Source organism: Hymenobacter sp. YIM 151500-1 (genome assembly GCF_025979885.1).
Classification (GTDB): Bacteria; Bacteroidota; Bacteroidia; order Cytophagales; family Hymenobacteraceae; genus Hymenobacter.
The window spans coordinates 731,026-749,421 of sequence record NZ_CP110139.1 but is presented as its reverse complement, the minus strand read 5'-3'; the positions used below and the strand labels follow the sequence as shown (position 1 = coordinate 749,421).

The 18,396-nt window shown below is 63.7% G+C and carries 17 protein-coding genes and 1 tRNA gene; 12 read left to right on the top strand and 6 right to left on the bottom strand.

Annotated features, from left to right (window positions below; all coding sequences use genetic code 11):
• Positions 1 to 357: 357 nt before the first annotated feature.
• The gene (locus OIS53_RS02990; protein WP_264680905.1) at positions 358 to 1,116 is read right to left on the bottom strand and encodes a TIGR02757 family protein; all 759 of its coding nucleotides are present in this window, start codon (positions 1,114 to 1,116) and stop codon (positions 358 to 360) included.
• Between the two features lie 218 nt (positions 1,117 to 1,334).
• Positions 1,335 to 2,399 carry a LysM peptidoglycan-binding domain-containing protein gene (locus OIS53_RS02985; protein ID WP_264680904.1) on the bottom strand — a complete coding sequence of 355 codons (1,065 nt, stop codon included), beginning with the start codon at positions 2,397 to 2,399 and terminating at the stop codon, positions 1,335 to 1,337.
• 241 nt (positions 2,400 to 2,640) lie between these two features.
• Here OIS53_RS02985 and kdsB point away from each other — a divergent pair, with 241 nt between their 5' ends.
• Positions 2,641 to 3,381, top strand: coding sequence for a 3-deoxy-manno-octulosonate cytidylyltransferase (kdsB, locus tag OIS53_RS02980; protein WP_264680903.1), 741 nt, complete (start codon positions 2,641 to 2,643; stop codon positions 3,379 to 3,381).
• Positions 3,382 to 3,590: 209 nt separating this feature from the next.
• On the opposite strand, the gene OIS53_RS02975 is transcribed toward kdsB, so the two are convergent.
• A complete protein-coding gene (locus tag OIS53_RS02975) occupies positions 3,591 to 3,935 on the bottom strand; it encodes a translation initiation factor (RefSeq protein WP_264680902.1) in 345 nt (114 codons plus the stop codon).
• 171 nt (positions 3,936 to 4,106) lie between these two features.
• On the opposite strand from OIS53_RS02975, the gene OIS53_RS02970 reads away from it, so the two are divergent.
• The 4 genes from OIS53_RS02970 to OIS53_RS02955 all read left to right on the top strand — a co-directional run bounded on the left by OIS53_RS02970 (position 4,107) and on the right by OIS53_RS02955 (position 7,469).
• Positions 4,107 to 4,385: a hypothetical protein gene (locus OIS53_RS02970; protein WP_264680900.1), complete on the top strand. Its 279-nt coding sequence runs from the start codon at positions 4,107 to 4,109 to the stop codon at positions 4,383 to 4,385.
• Positions 4,386 to 4,415: 30 nt separating this feature from the next.
• A complete protein-coding gene (locus OIS53_RS02965) occupies positions 4,416 to 5,813 on the top strand; it encodes a sensor histidine kinase (protein ID WP_264680899.1) in 1,398 nt (465 codons plus the stop codon).
• 224 nt (positions 5,814 to 6,037) lie between these two features.
• Positions 6,038 to 6,433, top strand: a complete 396-nt coding sequence (locus tag OIS53_RS02960; RefSeq protein WP_264680898.1) for a response regulator — start codon at positions 6,038 to 6,040, stop codon at positions 6,431 to 6,433.
• On the top strand, positions 6,423 to 7,469 hold the full coding sequence (locus OIS53_RS02955; RefSeq protein ID WP_264680897.1) for an adenylate/guanylate cyclase domain-containing protein: 1,047 nt from the start codon (positions 6,423 to 6,425) through the stop codon (positions 7,467 to 7,469). Before OIS53_RS02960 ends, OIS53_RS02955 begins: the two co-directional genes overlap by 11 nt.
• A gap of 397 nt (positions 7,470 to 7,866) precedes the next feature.
• Here the strand turns inward: OIS53_RS02955 and OIS53_RS02950 are convergent, their stop codons facing one another.
• The gene (locus tag OIS53_RS02950) at positions 7,867 to 10,575 is read right to left on the bottom strand and encodes a cyclic nucleotide-binding domain-containing protein (RefSeq protein WP_264680896.1); all 2,709 of its coding nucleotides are present in this window, start codon (positions 10,573 to 10,575) and stop codon (positions 7,867 to 7,869) included.
• A 240-nt stretch (positions 10,576 to 10,815) separates the two neighbouring features.
• Between OIS53_RS02950 and OIS53_RS02945 the strand changes: the two genes are divergently transcribed.
• Entirely contained in the window at positions 10,816 to 11,454 is a 639-nt protein-coding gene (locus tag OIS53_RS02945) for an HD domain-containing protein (protein ID WP_264680895.1), read from the top strand.
• Between the two features lie 42 nt (positions 11,455 to 11,496).
• Here the strand turns inward: OIS53_RS02945 and OIS53_RS02940 are convergent, their stop codons facing one another.
• Together OIS53_RS02940 and gap are read right to left on the bottom strand one after the other, a co-directional pair.
• Positions 11,497 to 12,366, bottom strand: a complete 870-nt coding sequence (locus tag OIS53_RS02940; protein WP_264680894.1) for a diacylglycerol/lipid kinase family protein — start codon at positions 12,364 to 12,366, stop codon at positions 11,497 to 11,499.
• A 262-nt stretch (positions 12,367 to 12,628) separates the two neighbouring features.
• Complete coding sequence (gene gap, locus OIS53_RS02935; protein ID WP_264680893.1) at positions 12,629 to 13,636, bottom strand: type I glyceraldehyde-3-phosphate dehydrogenase; 1,008 nt, start codon at positions 13,634 to 13,636, stop codon at positions 12,629 to 12,631.
• A gap of 280 nt (positions 13,637 to 13,916) precedes the next feature.
• Here gap and OIS53_RS02930 point away from each other — a divergent pair.
• From OIS53_RS02930 to OIS53_RS02905, 6 genes are all read left to right on the top strand, one after another.
• Positions 13,917 to 13,988, top strand: a tRNA-Glu gene (locus OIS53_RS02930).
• An 87-nt stretch (positions 13,989 to 14,075) separates the two neighbouring features.
• A complete protein-coding gene (locus OIS53_RS02925; RefSeq protein WP_264680892.1) occupies positions 14,076 to 14,675 on the top strand; it encodes a Crp/Fnr family transcriptional regulator in 600 nt (199 codons plus the stop codon).
• Positions 14,676 to 14,887: 212 nt separating this feature from the next.
• Positions 14,888 to 15,259, top strand: a complete 372-nt coding sequence (locus OIS53_RS02920) for a DUF4260 domain-containing protein (protein ID WP_264680891.1) — start codon at positions 14,888 to 14,890, stop codon at positions 15,257 to 15,259.
• A gap of 103 nt (positions 15,260 to 15,362) precedes the next feature.
• Positions 15,363 to 15,971 carry a hypothetical protein gene (locus OIS53_RS02915; protein ID WP_264680890.1) on the top strand — a complete coding sequence of 203 codons (609 nt, stop codon included), beginning with the start codon at positions 15,363 to 15,365 and terminating at the stop codon, positions 15,969 to 15,971.
• 38 nt (positions 15,972 to 16,009) lie between these two features.
• Positions 16,010 to 16,915, top strand: a complete 906-nt coding sequence (locus OIS53_RS02910; protein WP_264680888.1) for a helix-turn-helix domain-containing protein — start codon at positions 16,010 to 16,012, stop codon at positions 16,913 to 16,915.
• A gap of 88 nt (positions 16,916 to 17,003) precedes the next feature.
• A complete protein-coding gene (locus tag OIS53_RS02905) occupies positions 17,004 to 18,371 on the top strand; it encodes a CocE/NonD family hydrolase (protein WP_264680887.1) in 1,368 nt (455 codons plus the stop codon).
• Positions 18,372 to 18,396 lie beyond the last annotated feature (25 nt).

Sequence of the window (18,396 nt, the reverse complement as noted above, 5' to 3'; positions counted from 1 at the left end):
GCCTGCCGTTGACTTTTGGTGTAAACCTCGTATGTTTGCAGAGCCTGAACAGGCAAACGGCAGCCAGAGCCACGCCCTGACCGCCGCCACCTTACGGGTGTCCGAGCCAGTAGCTAACTACTGCCCGGATTGTTCCCCCTACAGCTGCTTTCAGCAGTTCCAGGGAAATGTGAAACCAGTTGACCTTGCCAACTGGTTTCGTCTTTGCACGTTTACCCATTTCAGCTAGGGAGTAAGGTGCTGAATCCACCCACTTCCTGAAGCCCTGGCAGAGCCACCTGCCGGGGCTTCGTCTTTTCAGACGATGCATTGGCGGGATGACTACCGTGCAAGTGCAGCAAGATACACCTGCTGTCCTTACATCTCCCCTTCCACACCCAGCCCAAACAGCGCAAAATCGTACTTCACGGGGTCCTCGGGGTCGAAGGTGCGGAGGTGGGCGGTGAGGTCTTCGGCGGCCAGCCAGTCGACCTGCCGGCGCGTGAGCAGGCCCAGGCGCCGCGCTACGCGCTCCACGTGCACGTCGCAGGGGCAGACCAGCTCGGCGGGCGAGAGGCGTCGCCACAGGCCGAAGTCTACGCCGCGGGCGTCGGGGCGGACCATCCAGCGCAGGTACATGTTTACGCGCTTGCAGGCCGAGCCGCGGGCGGGCGTGGCCACGTGCTTGCGGGTGCGCTGGGGCGCGTCGGGCAGGCTGAAGAACAGGTTATGAAAGTTCTCGAGCCGCTCTTTCTGCGTCTGGCCCAGCAGGAAAGCCTCTTCCAGGGTGTCGTGCCCACCGTAAAACCAGCGCAGCCAGTGCACGAAGTACAGTAGGTCGGTGTCGCAGAAGGTGCGGTGGCAGAAGCCCAGCAGGCGCTTTAGGTCGTCGTGGTGGTGCTGGGTGACGAACTGGTAGGGCGCGTCGTCCATGCGCTGCAGCAGTTCCCGGCACTTGCTGATAATAGTGGGGCGCCGCCCCCAAGCCAGCAGGGCCGCAAACAACCCGCTGATTTCCACGTCCTGGCGCCGGCTAAACTGGTGCGGAATGCTAATGGGGTCGGCGGCAATGAAGGCGGGCTGGTCGTACCGTTCGTACCGCTCGTCGAGCAAGGCCCGCACTTGCGCGTGGTTCATGGGAAGAGTTAGAAAGTTGAGAAGTTAAAAAGGTAGAAAGTTACACTGGTCAGCCTGTTCTGTGCAAAGGACCTTACAACAGCAGAGCGACAAGCAGCCGAAGAGTTCTACTGTGCCGCCGGTCGTTCAGACGTGAGCAGGTCGCTTGCTGTTCCTAAGCTGAAGCTGACCAACGTAACCTTCTACCTCTTTAACTTCTCAACTTTCTAACTCTCCAGCTACGGCACGTAGCTGGTTTCGACGCGGAAGCGCTGGTCGGGAGTGGCCAGGCGCTGCACGGCTTTCCTGGACAGGCGCACCAGGATGTTGGTGTTTTCGCCGGTGTCGGGCAGGGGGCCGATGACGCGCACGTACACCGACTGGCCGTTCATGATGTTGCGCACCTGCATAATGGTGCCCACCGGTGCCGTTTTGTGCAGGGCCAGGTACTTGTCGGAGGCATCGGTCTGGATAACTGTAGCCAAGCCACTTTCCGACACGCGCCGCACGATTTCGCTGGCCCGGTTCGGGACGCGGTCCGCAGCTTCTTCTTCCTTGGGTTCGGTGGGCGACGGCGTGGTGGTGGCCGCCGAATCTTTGGTGCGGGCTTGCTGCTGCTCCCGCGCTTGCTTGTCCCGGTCGCGGGCCGGTTCCTCGGTCCGCTCGGGGCGGGGGGCGGGAACAGGCCGGGTCGGGGCTGCCGCCACGGGCGCGGACGGGCTGGGTGCCGGTTGAGTAGGGACGGGCTGGGCCGGTGCCGGAGTGGCCGAGCGGGCAGGAGCCGCCGCAGAAGCACCGGCCGGGCCGGGCGCAATAATCAGCGTTTGCCCCAGGCGCACGTTGTAGGTGGGCGTAACGCCGTTGAGGCGGGCCAGCACGTCGGGCGTGGTCTGGAAGCGGCGGGCAATGGAAAACAGCGTCTGGCCGGCCTCTACCTTGTAGATGCGGTTGCCGCGGGTATCGGTGGGCAAGGACCGGACGGCCGCCGCCGTGGCGGCGGGTGCGGGCCGGCCGGCGCCGGGCGTGGTCAGCACCACCCGGTTGCGGGGCACCAGCACCACCTGTCCCGTTACCAGAGCACCTTTCTGCCCGGAATTGGCCTCTACAATGTCCTCCACGGGCACTTTGTAGCGGCGGGCCAAGCCATACAGCGTTTCGCCCGGCGTCACGCGGTGCTTAATCAGCATCTTATTATTGCGGTACTCCACCCCGATAGAATCGGGCAGGGCTACCGGATGCGGCGTTGCCCACGCAGCTACACCAGTGAAAACAAACGCGGCAGTCAGCAACCAAATTCGGGACATACTAGCAAAGGCCAAAAAAGCGCGGGCAGAAAGCAAACCGCTCCGGCGCATAGAATTTGCCGAAAGTTACGGATTCGAGCCGAAGCCGCCGCTTACCGGGAGCTGGGGAGCCGGTGAAGTAGTAGTGAGCAGGAGTGCAGGCCTGCCGTTGCCAGGTTCTCAGCTTTGCCTCCTTTCGGTGCGCCTTGCTTCAGCAGGCGGCTATCTTTGCTCACCATCTCACTACTCACCACCCTACCACATGCACACAATTGGTATTATTCCGGCGCGCTATGCTTCTACCCGGCTGCCCGGCAAGCCGCTGCTTGACTTGGGCGGCAAGTCGATGATCCGGCGAGTGGTCGAGCAGGCGCGGCAGTCGGGGCTGAGCCGGGTGGTGGTGGCTACCGATGACGCCCGTATTCGGGAGCACGTGGCAGACTTTGGGGGGGAGGTTCTGCTGACGTCGCCCGACCACCCCAGCGGTACCGACCGGGTGTGGGATGCCTACCAGCAGCTGGGCACCCCGGCCGACTGCATCGTGAACATCCAGGGCGACGAGCCGTTTATCCAGCCGGCGCAAATCGACGCCCTGCTGGCCCTATTTCAGCAGCCGGAGCCGCCCCAGCTGGCAACCCTGGTAAAGCCCGTGCTCAACCCCGAGGAGCTGTTCAGCCCCCACCTGCCCAAGGTGGTGCTCGACGCCCGCGGATACGCCCTCTATTTCAGTCGCCACCCCCTGCCCTACCAGCGCCAGCACGAATCAGCCGACTGGCTGCGCCAGCACCGCTACCTGCGCCATATTGGCCTCTACGCCTACCGCCCCGATGTGCTGGCCGAAATCACCCGCCTGCCGCCTTCCTCCCTGGAGCTGGCCGAGAGCCTGGAACAGCTGCGCTGGCTGGAAAACGGCTACCGCATCCTCACCGCCGAAACCGACCTGGCCACCATCGGCATCGACACGCCCGAGGACGTGGAGCGGGCGTTGCAGGCGCTGAGGTGAGGGGATGAGTGAAAGAACGTCGTTTTACGTGCAGAAAACCGAAGCAAGACGAAGCCAAGAAGCTTATACCTGCATTACACGAAGAGTAGCCCAAAACGGAGTGGTCCCGGCCTTCTCACGTGCGAGAAAGCCGGGACTGCTCCGTTTTTTATCCAAAAAAAAGATTGTGGTCTGTGATACGGACTACCTACCGCTCTCATGCTGGGTAGCTAGCCGCCGGCTTTTTTGGCTTTGTAGGCTTTTTCCAGCAGCACGGCCAGCACCTTGTCGCGGAAGTCGCCCTGGATGATGATTTCGCCGTCTTTGGCGTTGCCGCCCACGGCGCACTTGGTTTTCAGCAGCTTGCCCAGCTCCTGCAAGTCGGCATCCTGGCCCACGAAGCCCGTAACGAGCGTGACCTGCTTGCCGCCGCGGGCTTTTTTGTCGAGCTGCACGCGCAGGTTTTGCTGCTGCGGGGGCAGCGTGGCGGCTTCTTCCGGCTGGTTGGTCTGGTAGTCGAAATCGGGGTTGGTGGAGTACACCACACCCTCCCGGCGTTTCTTGTCGGCTTTCATGCAGGCAAGGTAGCGGAATGAGCCCGGACGTGCCAACGCGCAGCACCCACCGGCGCTGGCACGTTTGGGTGGGCCTGAAGCTAACTGCCTACCTGCTTCTGGTACTCCTGCTATAGTAAAATGCATTTATACCTGCATCTTTAGGCTCCTATTCCTTTCTAAACGCTCCGAGTGAAGTACCTGCTATTCGTTAGTACCCTTCTGCTGACAGCCGCCCGCGGACAGGCCCAGTCCACCTCCGCCCCGCCCGGCCGCGCATCCCGGCAGCTGACGGTGCGCCTGACCCTGCCCACGGCCGTGGGCGCCGTGGGTGAGTTTATGGGCCTTCTCAAAAGCTCCGAAAAAAGCCGCCCGCAGCAACCCAACACCCCGCGCACCAGCAACCCGGTGGTGGTGATTACCATGCCCCTGCCCCGCTGGCTCGACAAAAAGACCAACGCTGGCCGCTAATCTTTCATTTCCTCCCCTATTGCCTGCCTCATGGAGCCTGTAGCCGTCAACGGAACCTTTTTGTTTAGCGTGCTGCTGGCCCTGCTGATTGTGCGGTGGCTGCGGCAGTTTTTGGACCTGCCCGCCCGGATACCGCGCCTCAGCCAGGCCTTGGGCAGCATCTGGATACCGGGCGTGGCGCTGTTTGTGCTGAGCCAGGTGTTTCGGTGGAAAACCGACCAACTCGACGAGTTGTACTTCCTGCTGGTATACGCCGTGATGGTGGCCGTGCTGGTGCGTGCCCGCGACTACCGCCCCGCTCGCACCCTGCTACTGGCCCTGGCCCCGCTGGTGCTGTACTCGGTGGTGGAGCTGGCACTCGCCCTGGTGGGGCGCGACATCCTGAAAGCCTACGATGATGGCTTCGATACGGCTCAGGGCTTTGCCATTATCTGGCTGATTACCTTCATCTTCATTGCCCGCAGCCAGAAAAAGCACCTGGAGCAGGAGCGCCAGCAGCGGGAAGAGGAGGAAAAAGCCCGCCAGCTCATCGAGGCGCAGAATGCCGAGCTGGAGCGCCTGGTAGCCGAGCGCACGGCTACACTTACCCAGCAAACCGAGGAGCTGCGCCAGGCTCTTACGGAGCTAAAAGCCACGCAGGCCCAGCTGATTCAGGCCGAAAAGATGGCTTCGCTGGGCGAGCTGACGGCCGGCATTGCCCACGAAATTCAGAACCCGCTGAACTTCGTCACCAACTTCGCCGACGTGAGCACCGAGCTGGTGCAGGAGCTGGAAGAAGAGCAGCAGAACGCGGCCCCCGACCCGGAGCTGGCTGCCGAGCTGCTCCAGGACCTGCGCCAGAATCTCCAGAAAATCACTCACCACGGGCAGCGGGCCGCCAGCATCGTGCGGGGCATGCTGGAGCACTCCCGCGCCAGCACTGGCGAGCGGCAGCCCGTCGACCTCAACATCCTGGCCGACGAGTATCTGCGCCTGGCTTACCACGGCCTGCGGGCCAAAAACAAGAGCTTCAACGCCACCCTTGCCACCGACTTCGACCCCGCCGTGGGTCAGGTAGAGGCCGTGGGCCAGGACCTGGGCCGGGTGCTGCTCAACCTGTTTACCAACGCCTTCTATGCCGTGCAGAAGCGGCAGGAACAGGCCCCGGCCGGCTTCGTGCCCACCGTGCGCGTGTGCACCCGCCGCCTGCCCACCGGCGAGGCGCAGGTGCGGGTGCACGACAACGGCACCGGCATTCCGGAGGCCGTGCGCCAGAAAATCTTTCAACCCTTTTTCACCACCAAACCCACCGGCGAAGGCACCGGCCTGGGCCTCTCCCTCAGCTACGACATCGTCACCAAAGGCCACGGCGGCACGCTCACCGTCGAAACCGAGGAGGGAGCCGGCACCGAGTTTATCGTGACGCTGCCGGGGGGAGTGAATGAGTAAATGAGTGTATGAGCGAATGAGTAAAGAGCGTCATGCTGAGCGGAGCCGAAGTATCTCTACCGCTTCGTCCGCACGATTGAGATTAGCCAGAGGGAGAGATGCTTCGACTGCGGCTGCGCCTCCGCTCAGCAGGACGGTCTTCTCCCTTCCTTCATTCGCTCATTCACTCATTCACTCATTTACTCATTTACTAAGCCCCCAAGACCCTAAGCCCCTAAGTCCCTATGAAAATACTGGTTGTTGACGATGAGCAGGATGTGCGGGCACTGTTTGAGCAGCGGTTCCGGCGGGAAATTCGTAGTGGGCGGTTTTCTTTTTCCTTTGCGTATTCGGGGGAGGAGGCGCTGGACTACCTGCACGGGCACGCTTCGGAGGTGGTGTTGATTTTGTCGGACATCAACATGCCGGGCATGAGCGGACTGGAGCTGCTGCGCCAGATCAAGCGGGAGTACGCGGCCCCGCCGCCAGCGCCGCCCCAGGTAATGATGCTCACGGCCTATGGCGACGAGCAGAGCCGGCAGCAGGCCTTGCAGCTCGGGGCCAACGACTTCCTGACCAAGCCCGTAGATTTTGCCGCCCTCAAAGACAAACTCCTCTTGCTGGCCGATCATGAAAACTAAGATTCTGGTAGTAGATGACGAGGCCGACCTGGAGCTGCTCATCAAGCAGAAGTTCCGGCGCAAAATCCGGGAGCAGGTCTACGAATTTGTGTTTGCCAGCAACGGCGAAGAAGCCCTGCACACCCTGCGCCAGCACCCCGACCTCGACATCATCCTTTCCGACATTAACATGCCGGTGATGGACGGGCTGACGCTGCTCAGCAAGCTGCCGGAGGTGAGTCCGGTGGTGAAAACCGTGATGGTATCGGCCTACGGCGACATGGAAAACATTCGCACGGCCATGAACCGCGGGGCCTTTGACTTCGTGTGCAAGCCCGTGGACTTTCAGGACCTGGAAGTGACCATGGAAAAAACCGCCCAGCAGGTGCGGCAGCTGCGCGAAACCCTGCGCGCCATTCAGGAAAACAACATCCTGAAGATGTACGTCGACGAAACCGTGCTCAACTTCATGGGCCGCCCCGGCTTCGAGAACCGCCTACTGGCCAGCGAAACCGTGCAGGCCACGGTGGTTTTCATCGACATCTGCGGCTTCACGTCCTTGTCGGAGGTGCTGCCGCCGGCCAACGTGGTGGCCATGCTCAACACCTACTTCGACCAGATGGTGCAGGAGATTATTGCCCAGGGCGGCTACATCGACAAGTTCATGGGCGACGCCGTAATGGCCGTTTTCCGCGACGAGTACCATCTCGACCGGGCCATTGACGCCGCCCTGGCCGTGCGCGCCGTGGTGCAGGCCAACGAAGACACCCTACCCGACGGCACCGCCTACCGCCCCCAGGTCAGCATCGGCGTCAACACCGGCGAGATGGTGTCGGGCAACATTGGCTCGGCCTCCCTCAAGCGCCTGGATTACACCGTCATCGGCGACACTGTAAACGTGAGCCAGCGCCTGCAAGCCGCCGCCCAACCCGGCCAAATCATCATCACCGAATCCACCTATCAGGAGGTGAAGGAGTCGTTTCAGTGCCGCCCCATCAAAGAGGTAACGCTAAAAAACAAGGCGCAGCCCGTGATGCTCTATGAGGTAGTAGCGTGAGGTGACGCCAAAGAACTGCCGCCAGCTTCGCCCTTCTCGCCTATGGCGAGGCGTCTGCCCGCCGGGGCATGGGGCAAGTCTCCCGACTTGCGGCCGCGCCAGCGGCCAGGCGGCACCGCGCCGTCTAGCTGTAGCGCGAACCGTAGGAAGGCGGAGCCAAGCTTGCGCTTCGCGCATTGTTGTACGGTCCTATTAGGCGGACATCCTGCGCTGTATCGTTCTGACGTGTCGCGAAGTAAAACTTCGCGTTACATTTTTCTTCCCCACTGGTCTATACGGCGCGGTGCCGCATGGCCGCTGCGCGGCCGCAAGTCGGGAGACTTGCCCCATCCACCGGCGGGCAGACGCCTCGCCATAGGCGAGAAGTCTGCCGCCAGCTTCGCCGCTTCGCTACAGCCTACGACACCATCTTCTCATTTTGCCGGCGCAGGCGCTGGCAGAGTATGCGCAGGATGTTGCGCAGCACCTCGCTGCGCTCCTCCATCACGTCGTAGAAATCATCCTGGTCGAGGCGGAAGGCAATGACGGGGCCGTGGGCCACGGCGGAGGCGGAGCGGGGCTCGGCGTCGAGCAGGGCCAGCTCCCCGAAAAAGTCGCCGGGGCCGAAGGTGGCCAGCTGCTGGGGGCCAGTGAAGATGCCGACCTCGCCTTCGTAGACCACAAACAGGGAAGTGCCCAGGTCGCCCTTAGCAAAAATCTGCTGGCCGTCCGGGAAGCTTACTTCCTTCATGATGGGCACAATACTGCTAAGCACGTTTTCGGGCGTTTCGACAAACAGGCTGGTGTGTTTGAGCAAGGCCACTCGCTCGGTGGCGGAAATGCGGGAGGCAGCGGCGGCGTGGTGCATAAGCGTGTCGGCGAGGTGAGGATGGGCGGTAAGCAGGTGCTGGTAGCGGGCGGGATGATCGTGGGCGAGGCGGGCCAGGGCCTGGGCCGCGCCCTCCCGCACCAGGGGGCTGGTGCTTTGCAGCAGCTGTACCAGCTGGCCCAGCACGCCCTTCATCGTGGCGGCATGGCGCAGGGCCAGGCTGATGGTCCAGTCGGAAAAGGCTGCCTCGCCGCTCCGGATAATGGTTGTTTCGATGGGCTCCGAGAGCGTCAAGGGGCCGCCCAGCAGCCGGTCGAAGGTGCGCACTTTGTCGGCCAGGGGGCGTACCTCCAGCAAAGCCTGCAAGCCCTGGTACACAGCCCGCGGAATCAGGTTGTCGAGGATTTCGAGGGCATTGGCTTGCCGTTCGCGGGCGGCGTGGGTCACGCCCCGCTGGGCATCCAGAACGGCGGGCGGGGAGTACAGCTGGAGCAGCAGGCCAAACAGGCGCTGCTGCACGCGGCTCAGTTCGTAGTCGAGGGCCGAGCGGAGGTCCGGGCTAGCGGTGGCCTGTTGCCCATGCAGCAGCAGCTGGGCCCGGCGCATTTCTTCCTGCACCAGCTCCTGAAACAGCGGCGCGGCGGCCCGCTCCGGCGCAAAGTTGCGCAGGGCCCGTAGCGCCGCTTCGCGCCGCCCCAACTGGGGCTGCCGGGCCAGGGCCACCAGCGCCTGCCGGCTGGCCGGCTGGGCCACGTGCCCGCAGAGCAGCGCCACCCGCCGGATGATGGCCTCGTCGGTGGCGGTGCTCAGGGCTTGGGTTAGGTGGGGCAGGGCCGCTTCGCCGAGGCGCAGCAGGTGGTCGGTAGCGGCGGACCGCTGGGTTTTGTCGGCTAGGGCCCGAATCAGGGCTGGAATGTCGGGGGCTTCTGCCGGGGCAGCAGGTTCCTCCACGACTGGCGCGGCCGGCGCTTCGGGCGAAGCGGCTTCGGCCGCGGCGGGCGTGAACCGGCGACTCAGGGCGTGTTGCAGCTCGGCGAGGTAGTGGCCGTAGGTGCGGTAGAGCAGCAGCAGGGCCAGGCCCATCAGTGCCAGCATCCAGCCAAACGTAACTTCCTGGCTGAGCGCGGGCCGGCTGTGCAGGGTGTAGAGCAGCACGGCGGCCAGGCCCAAACCCAGGGGCTCGTACAAGCCCTTCACCAAGGTGTGGGCCTGCAACCGCTCCGGCGGCGACAAAGGCTGAAACAGCACCAGAAACACGGGGTCGAAGACGGCGCGGCGCAGCACCTCCAGGCCCAGGTAGAGGCCGCAGAAGTATAGCAGCCGGCTGCCCGCCTCGCCCTGGCCCAGCACCGCGTACAGTGCCAGCCCGGCCAGCATGAGCACCGGCAGGGCCAGCAGGGTGCGCCGCACGCCCAGCCGGTCGAGCACGGCCCCGCTGAGCAGGAGCTTGAACACCAGGGCCAGCAGGTAGGTCAGGGCCAGCACCGTGCCCACGAAGCGCGTCACCTCGGCTTGGTCGTGAAACCGGTGCTTGACGTTGACGAAAAACGAGTACTCGATGCCGGCGCTGACGGCCGCCACGGCCAGCATGCTCAGGCAGAGCGTGAGCACCAGCCGGCTGCTGCCAAACCACCGCTGCAAGCCCGGCGCCACGGCCTGCTGGCGCTGGCCCCGGCCGGCGGGCCGGGCCTCTACCACGTGGGAGCGAAATGTGGCGCGCAAGGTAAACAGCGCCCCCAGATAGGCTCCAAACGCCGTCAGCAGCAGCCAGAGCACGTCGGTGTGATGGTGGATGAGGATGGCCAGAACCGCGCCCAGGGCCTTGGCGGGCATGTCGCCGGAACTGATGACGCTAAACAGGCGCTTGCCCTGGCGCACATCGAACACCACCGCCGACACGCCCCAGAACTCCAGGTTGGTGAGCAGGTAGATAACCCGGTAGCCGGCCATGATGGCCACGGCCGCCCCTACCGAATGGCCCGCCACCACCAGACCGCCCACCACGGCCGTGAGCACTACGGCCGCCTGCAATCCCCGCACCGCCAGGCGCGGCAGCGGGAGGCGGTGCTCGTAGTGCGCGTAGAGGCGGCCCGCCACCAGCAGGGCCAGCGCGGCGGCGCCGTAGGCCAGGGGCAGGTTGCGGGCGGGGTTGTGCTCCAGCAGCAGCACGTTGGCCGACACGTACACGAGGATGGTGCCGATGCCCAGCAGGAAGTTGTGCAGAAAGAACAAGCCTACCGTGCGGCCTTCGTCGGGGCGGATGCCCAGCAGCTGCTGCCAGCGGGTACGTAGTGTCATTCTGTGGAGGTGATGAGGTGATGAGCAGGTAACAGGTGGTAAGAGGAACTTATACGAGGCTTCGGCTTACAGCTTGGCTGCTTAGACGGGTGCGGGTTGGTCTGAATCTTCAGCCCCAACTCGTTCTACACGTCCACCCAACCGGCTCGGCAATACTACTGCAAGATAGGCGCCGGCCCGGCACCGCACCGGATTTTTCCGCTACTTACAACCCTAACCCGTCGTCTTTGCCCGCTCCGTATGGACTGCCCCCGCGCCGAACTGTACATTCTGGACCAGCTGCGCCAGCACCTCTCCCCTACGCTCTTCTACCACGGCCTGCACCACACCCTGGATGTGGCGGCGCAGGCTCAGTCGTTGGCCGAAGCCGAAGGCGTCACGGACCCCACCGACCTGGCCCTGCTGCGCACGGCCGCCCTCTACCACGATGCCGGGTTCCTGACCGCCTACCAGGGCCACGAGGAAGCCAGCTGCGCGCTGGCCCGCCAGGTGCTGCCGGGCTTCGGCTACGCTGCGGTCCAGGTCGAGCTAATCTGCCAGCTCATTCTGGCTACCAAGATGCCGCAGAGCCCCGGCGCCCTGCTCCTGGCCCAGCTTCTCTGCGACGCCGACCTCGACTACCTGGGCCGCCCCGACTTCTGGCCCATCAGCCGCACGCTGTTTCGGGAGTTGCAAGCCCGCCAGCTCATCACCGACGAACACGCCTGGAACCAGATTCAGGTGCAGTTTCTGAGCAGCCACCGCTACTGGACCCGCACCGCCACGGCCCGCCGCGAAGCCGCGAAGCAGGAGCGCCTGGCGGAGGCGCGGGCCCTGGTGGACGGATTTCCAGGGCTGAAGCCCTGGGCTACGCAGGGCCCCGTACCTCCCGCTGACTAGCTGACTAGCCCAGGGCTTCAGCCCTGGGACGCCGGAATGGTTTTACACAGCCACTTCCAGAGCCAGGTGGTCGAGTTCCACTTCAAACTCGGTGGCCTCGGCCACATAGTCGCCGTCGACGTGGAAGCCGAGGGCTTGCTGGGTTTGCACCCGGATGTGGCGGCTGGTGTGGTACACGGCCCCACCGGAAGTAGTCAGCGTACCCAGGGCCAGCCCCACGCCCACCCGCACGGCCCGCAGCAGGGGCAGGCGGTCAATCAGGCACACGTCGAGCAGGCCGTCCTGAATGTCGGCGCGGGGCGCGATGTAGGCGTTATTGCCGTACTGGGCGGCGTTGGCAAAAGCCAGCACGTAGCAATGCGTGTCGAACACGGGCTGGCCGTTGAGGGTGATGCGCACGGGGGTGGGCCGGAAGTAACGGTACTCGCGCAGGGCCACCTTCACGTAGGTGCTCAGGCCGCGGGTGCCAGCCTGGGCGAACAGCTTACTCACGTGGGCATCAAACCCCAGCCCGGCCGTGCAGAAAAACGGCCGCCCGTTAATGCGCCCCGCGTCGATGCGCTGAAACGTGGGCTGGCACACGCGCCGCACCGCCGCGGGCAGGCTGAGGGGCAGGCGCAGGTGGCGGGCCAGCCCGTTGCCGGAGCCGCGGGCCACGATGCCCAGGGCTGCCGCCGTACCCAGCAGCCCCCGCCCCACCTCGTTCACCGTGCCGTCGCCGCCCACGGCCACCACTACCCGGAAACCCGCCTCAGCGGCCTGCCGGGCAAGCTCCTCGGCGTGCCCGGCCCGCTCGGTGGGCCAGATGGCGAAGTCGGCGCCGGCTGCCGCGGCGTGCTGCGCCAGCTCCGCCGGCACGTCCTGGGTGCGGTTGGTGCCAGAGGTGGGATTTAGAATAAAGCAGACGCGCAAGGTGATGAGATGGTGAGATGTTGAGTGGGGGCAAAGGTAACAACCCAACTCCAACGGCTTCTGGCTGTAGTCGCCTCACCCCTACCCCTCTCCGAAAAAGGAGAGGGGCTCTAGTTCTAGTATCTAGCTCTTTAGAAAGGTAGAGTTAGAGCCCCTCTCCCGGAGGATTCCGCGCATTAAGCAGCGGGGGGTGGGGTGGGGGTAAAACGCAAAAAGCCCACCAGAATCGTCTGGTGGGCTTTTTAGATGATAACGTACCGAATTAGCCCTTCATTTTCTCGCCTAGCTTCTGGATGAGGTCGGCGGTGCGGGTGGAGTAGCCAAACTCGTTGTCGTACCAGCCTACCACTTTCACCAGGGTGCCGTTCACCGAGGTCAGCTGCGAGTCGAAGATGCAGGAGTGAGGGTTGCCTACGATGTCGATGCTCACCAGCGGGTCGGTGCTGTACTCGATGATGCCTTTCAGCTCGCCTTGGGCGGCGGTTTTCAGGGCCTCATTGATTTGCTCTTTGGTGGCTTCGGTTTTCAGAATTACGGTCAGGTCGGTGGTAGAGCCGTCCGGGATGGGCACGCGCATGGCAATGCCGTCGAGCTTGCCTTTCAGCTGGGGCAGCACCAAGCCCACGGCCTTGGCGGCGCCGGTGCTGGTGGGGATGATGCTGTAGGCGGCGGCGCGGGCCCGGCGCAGGTCTTTGTGCGGGGCGTCTTGCAGGTTCTGGTCGGAGGTGTAGGCGTGCACCGTGGTGATGTAGCCTTTCTCGATGCCGAAGGCGTCGTCGAGCACCTTGGCCATGGGGGCCAGGCAGTTAGTGGTGCAGGAGGCGTTGCTGAGGATGGTTTCTTCGCCCGTGAGCGTGTCTTCATTCACGCCGAGCACTACCGTGGGGATGTTGCCGGTGGCGGGAGCCGAAATCACCACTTTTTTGCAGCCCGCGGTGAGGTGCTGGCCGGCGCCGGCCTCGTCCACGAAGCGGCCCGTCGATTCCAGCACCACGTCTACGCCCATCTGGCCCCAGGGCAGCAGCTTGGGGTCGCGCTCGGCCAGGGCGGCAATGCGCTTGCCATTCACGGTCAGGCTCTGCTCGTCGTACTCCACGGTACCCTGGAAGCGGCCGTGCACCGAATCGTATTTGAGCAGGTGCGCCAACGTTTTATTGTCGGTGAGGTCGTTGATAGCCACAACTTCCACGTTGTCGCGCTCGAGCAACGCTTTGAACGTCAGGCGGCCAATGCGGCCGAAGCCGTTGATGGCGACTTTGATTTTAGCCATAGGAATGAGGAAATGGGTGTTTATTGGTCCGGCGGGCCGGGTGGAAAACGCGGAGCGAAGGTAGCGGGCTGGGGGTACTTCGCCAAATCCGACGACCACCCACTCCGGCCCGGCCCCTGCGCTGCTGCCGATACGTCTTTCCGGATGGTTAAGTGACTCTCCCTCCCGAAAAATTTCCGGTTGAAAATCAGTTCTTTTTGGCAGCGTCCTACTTTTTTTGGCCAGGGGCTCTTGCCTGACGTGGGGTGGCTGTTATCTTTGCAGCGTTAAAACCGAAGATGGTCCGTTCGTCTAGGGGTTAGGACTGCAGATTTTCATTCTGCCAACAGGGGTTCGATTCCCCTACGGACTACGCACCGCAAGCCTTCTGCCTCCCTGGCGGAAGGCTTGTTTGCTTTCGGGGGTCGTAGCAAACCCGGCTGCCGCGTATCTTGCCGCCATGCATCCGCTGCGCGCTTACCTTCACCGCTTCGTGCCGCTCACCGACGCCGAGTGGGCCCCGCTGACTGCGGCGCTGGTGCCGGAGCGCCTGGCCCGCAAGCAGTACTTTGTGCGGGAGCAGCAAACCCGCTCCGACCTGGCCCTGGTGCTTTCCGGGGCGTGCCGGCTGTTTTACACCCTCCCCAACGGAGAAGAGAAAACCACCTATTTCTTCTTCGAAAACCATTTGATGGCCTCCTACGCCAGCTGCCTCACCGGGCAGCCCAGCCAGCTGGCCATTCAGGCTCTGGCGCCGACCGAGCTGGTGGTGTTTCCGTACGCGGTGCTGCGCGGCCTCTACGACGAGTGGCCGGTGTATGAGCGGTTTGGACGCCTCGTGGCCGAATACCACCTGCTGGGCACCGACCAGCGCCTGATGGAGCTGCTCACCCAAAGCCCCGAGCAACGCTACCGCGCCCTGCTGCGCAGCCACAAAACCAAGATTCTGGAACGGATTCCGCAGCACTACATTGCCTCTTACCTGGGCGTTACACCGGTGTCGCTGAGCCGCATCCGGGCGCGGGTGCAGGCCGAAGACGGGTCCGCAACGGCGGGGTAGTTTGTCCTGTGGGCCCGTTAAACGGGCGGCACCTGTGAAATAGGCCTCCGGGAGCTCCCAGGGCTTTAGCCCTGGGAGCTCCGGACGCTTCGGGAGTAGGGAAGCGGCGCGGACGAGGCACAGGCCGGGCGTTTTCTTAGCGTTTGTTAACGACTTGCGGGTCGCCGGGGCCGGACCTTTGGAGTATTCTTTCACCGGTTATTCCCAACCTCATGAACACGCTGCTGAAACTCGAAGAACTGGCCCAGGCCCTGATTGCCGTCGTGGTGTTTGCCTACCTGCCCTATGCCTGGTGGTGGCTGCCGGCCCTGTTTCTGGCCCCCGACCTGAGCATGCTCGGCTACCTGGCCGGGCCGCGCGTCGGGGCCTTCTGCTACAACCTCGTCCACCACAAAGCCACGGCCCTGGCCGTGGGCCTGGCCGGCTGGGCCCTGGAGCAGCCGGTTCTGCTGCTGGCCGGTACGGTGCTGCTATTTCACGCCGCCTTCGACCGGCTGCTGGGCTACGGGCTGAAGTACGCCACCAGCTTCCACGACACCCACCTGGGCCGCATCGGCCAGAAACGGGCGGCTGGGGTGGCTTGATGGCCAGCGGAATGGCTGTTGGCGGATTGCTTACTTTTGAAAAGCCCGCTGCGCTTCTCTCCAGGTCCGGGCTTCTGGCTTTCCTGCATCAACACCCGAAACCATGTTCAAAAAGTTAATCCAGACGTTACTGCTCGGCGTGTTCCTGGGAATGGTACCTCTGGGCTGCTGCAAGGATGAGCCGCGCGAATACGTCACCGTGCGCGGGCTGAAACTATACTTATCGGAGCCGGCACCGGGCAGCCCACTACTGAACAGCGGGGCCCGCACCTCGGCCCCCGAGCTGCTGACCACCGTGCGCCTGGAGTACAACTACGTAGCCGCCGCGCCGGTGGGGGCGCTGTTTACCAGCCAAGCCGTGGCGTGGTCGTGTGAAGCGCCGGGCCGCAAAGGCTTGAAAGACAAAGTGACGGCCGTTACGTTTACCAGTACCGGACTTTTTAATGGGGTGGCCGCTGGACAGCCCCTAAACCAGTTTGTGCGCTGCAGCGGCGGCCGCAGCTACCACCAAGGGGCTGAGTTTGCGCTGGCCTATCTGGCCGATTCGCTTAACAGCTGGAAATCTGGCGAATATGGCGACTTGAACACTCCGCTATATCTCCGCATCAGCCCCAAGCCCCGCGACAACGCCCACCAGCAGTTTCAGTTGCGCCTCCGGTTTGCCAGCGGCCACGAGGTAGTGCAGACCGCCCCCGACATCCGCTGGGACTAGCCTGCCTACGTGCGGGTTTTAGGGGTAGCTTTCCGCCCATGCACCACCTTACCACGCTGGCCGAGTACTGCCGCTTCATCAACATTGCCCCGCCCCGCGACGAGCATTTCGACATCCGGCGCTTCCGGGACAACATGCGCACGGTGAACCGGCAGCAGCCCCCATTTCGGCACGAGTTATACGCCGTGGCCCTGCGCTGGCAGGGCACCAATCGCCAGGTAAACGGCCGGCCCGTGTCGGCCAACCTGTTTTTCAACACGCCTTACCAGCTGATTTCCTGGGACATTGAAGCGGATTGGGAAGGGTGGTATATTTTATTCGACGAAGACTTTGCCCGCAGCACGCCCGCCGGCGCGCAGCTGCTCACAGAGTTTCCGTTTCTGAGCCTCGACAAGTCGGCCCCGCTGGACTTGCCCGAGGCGGAAGCCCGGCAGCTCGACCTGCTGTTTCAGCAGATCTGGCACGAGTACCACCACAACCGCCCCGACCGAGCCGCTTTCCTGGCCACCTACGCCCACCTGGCCCTGCTGCACGTGCGGCGGCAGTTCAGCCGCCAGACGCCGCCGGCCGAGCCGCCCACCCACGAGAACCGCGCTGCCGACGTGCAGCTGGTGGCCCGCTTGCAGGCTCTGCTGGCGCGCAGCCTGGTGGCTCCCGACGCCACGGCGGCGGCCCGCCACCCTTCCTTCTACGCCGAGCAGCTCTGCTTTCATCCCAACCACCTCAACGCCGTGGTAAAGCGCATCACCGGCAAAACCACCTCCCAGCTGGTGCAGGAAGCCGTAATGACGGCCGCCAAAAGCCTGCTGCTCAGCACCACGCTGAGCGTAAAAGAGGTAGCCTACCACCTGCACTTTTCCGAGCCTACCCACTTCGCAGGCTTTTTCCGCAAGCACGCCGGCCTCACGCCCCAGCAGTTTCGGGAGCAGGCGGTGGGGCGGTGAATCTTGTCATAGCTGCTTTGATTTTCGTTACCCCCAGAGGCGCGGCGGTACGGTTCTTTGCGGGGTTCATTTCTCAACCCCAACCCGCATGGAAACGCAACCCTATCAGCCCGGCCCCAACCGCGTCACTTTTCCCAGCGAGGGCGAAACCCTCGTGGGTACCTTGTTTTTGCCCGCCAGCTACCAGCCCGGCGACCAGCTGCCGGTGGTGCTGGTAAGCGGCCCCTGGACGCAGGTAAAGGAGCAGATCGGGCACCGCTACGGCCAGCAGCTGGCCGACCTGGGCCTGGCGGCCCTGGCCCTGGACTTTCGGTTTTACGGGGAAAGCGGCGGCGAGCCGCGGCAGCTGGAATCAACCCAGGCCAAAGTGCGCGACCTGCACAACGCCGTGACTTTCTTGCAGACCGTGCCCGCCGTGCAAGCCGAGCAGGTGGGCATCCTGGGCGTGTGCGCCGGGGCCAGCGTGGTTGCCTACGCAGCGGCCGCCGACCCGCGCCTGCGCGCCGTGGCCACCGTGGCCGCCTGGCTCCAGCACCCCGACACCACCCCGCTGTTTTACGGCGGCCCCGAAGGCGTGCAGCAGCGTTTGGCGCTGGCGGCTCAGGCGCAAACCAAGTTTGAGCAAACCGGCGACATGGACTACGTGCCCGCCTACGACCCCGCCGAGGGCAGCGGAGCGGCCATGTTCTTTCCCATCGATTACTACGCCAACCCCGAACGCGGCGCCGTGCCCACCTGGCTCAACCGGTTTGCGGTGGTGGGCTGGCAGGAATGGCTGGAGATGGACGCCGTGGCGCCGGCCCAGAACATCCGGGTGCCTGTGCAGCTGGTGCACTCCGACGGCTCGGCCCTGCCTCAGAACGTGAAGCGTTTCTTCGAGGCGCTGCCGGGCCAGAAAGACCTGCACTGGACCGAAGGCGAGCATACCCAGTTCTACGACCAGGAGCCTTACGTGCAACACGCCGCCCGCGTCGTGGCCGACCATTTCCGGCGGGTGTTTAAGGCGCCAGCTAAAGAACCGCGCCACCCGAACGCCCAACTCGTGTATGATTTCTTCCAGGCCTTCGGCACCGTTGATAAGGCGTGGTTTGACCGGCACCTCAGCCCTGATTTTGTTTGGCACCTGCCCGGTCACAGCCCAATTTCCGGGGACTGGCACGGGCTGGATGGGGCTCTCAATGGTATACGTGCCACGGCAATGCGGCTCGGAAACGGCAAAAACGGCTTCGAACTGCTAGACGTGTTCGGGCACGATGGCGGGGCCGTTTCCATTCACCGTGACTTCTACACGGGCGACGACAATCATTTCGACCTGCGCTACGTAATCCACTACCGCATTGCCGATGGCCGAATTACGGAACTGTTCGAAATTCCTTTCAACCAGTACGAAAACGACCGGTTCTGGAATCTTCAGCAGCAAAATCTTGCCGCCACGCAGCAAGAGCCAGCCGCATAATCTGCTTACTGTCTTTTAACCAGCT

Coding starts and splice junctions, on each gene's coding strand:
- OIS53_RS02985 (WP_264680904.1), bottom strand. CDS start 2,399: ATGTCCCGAATTTGGTTGCTGACTGCCGCGTTTGTTTTCACTGGTGTA.
- OIS53_RS02915 (WP_264680890.1), top strand. CDS start 15,363: ATGTTCAAAAAGTTAATCCAGACGTTACTGCTCGGCGTGTTCCTGGGA.
- OIS53_RS02965 (WP_264680899.1), top strand. CDS start 4,416: ATGGAGCCTGTAGCCGTCAACGGAACCTTTTTGTTTAGCGTGCTGCTG.
- OIS53_RS02925 (WP_264680892.1), top strand. CDS start 14,076: ATGCATCCGCTGCGCGCTTACCTTCACCGCTTCGTGCCGCTCACCGAC.
- OIS53_RS02905 (WP_264680887.1), top strand. CDS start 17,004: ATGGAAACGCAACCCTATCAGCCCGGCCCCAACCGCGTCACTTTTCCC.
- kdsB (WP_264680903.1), top strand. CDS start 2,641: ATGCACACAATTGGTATTATTCCGGCGCGCTATGCTTCTACCCGGCTG.
- OIS53_RS02920 (WP_264680891.1), top strand. CDS start 14,888: ATGAACACGCTGCTGAAACTCGAAGAACTGGCCCAGGCCCTGATTGCC.
- gap (WP_264680893.1), bottom strand. CDS start 13,636: ATGGCTAAAATCAAAGTCGCCATCAACGGCTTCGGCCGCATTGGCCGC.
- OIS53_RS02955 (WP_264680897.1), top strand. CDS start 6,423: ATGAAAACTAAGATTCTGGTAGTAGATGACGAGGCCGACCTGGAGCTG.
- OIS53_RS02945 (WP_264680895.1), top strand. CDS start 10,816: ATGGACTGCCCCCGCGCCGAACTGTACATTCTGGACCAGCTGCGCCAG.
- OIS53_RS02990 (WP_264680905.1), bottom strand. CDS start 1,116: ATGAACCACGCGCAAGTGCGGGCCTTGCTCGACGAGCGGTACGAACGG.
- OIS53_RS02950 (WP_264680896.1), bottom strand. CDS start 10,575: ATGACACTACGTACCCGCTGGCAGCAGCTGCTGGGCATCCGCCCCGAC.
- OIS53_RS02960 (WP_264680898.1), top strand. CDS start 6,038: ATGAAAATACTGGTTGTTGACGATGAGCAGGATGTGCGGGCACTGTTT.
- OIS53_RS02910 (WP_264680888.1), top strand. CDS start 16,010: ATGCACCACCTTACCACGCTGGCCGAGTACTGCCGCTTCATCAACATT.
- OIS53_RS02975 (WP_264680902.1), bottom strand. CDS start 3,935: ATGAAAGCCGACAAGAAACGCCGGGAGGGTGTGGTGTACTCCACCAAC.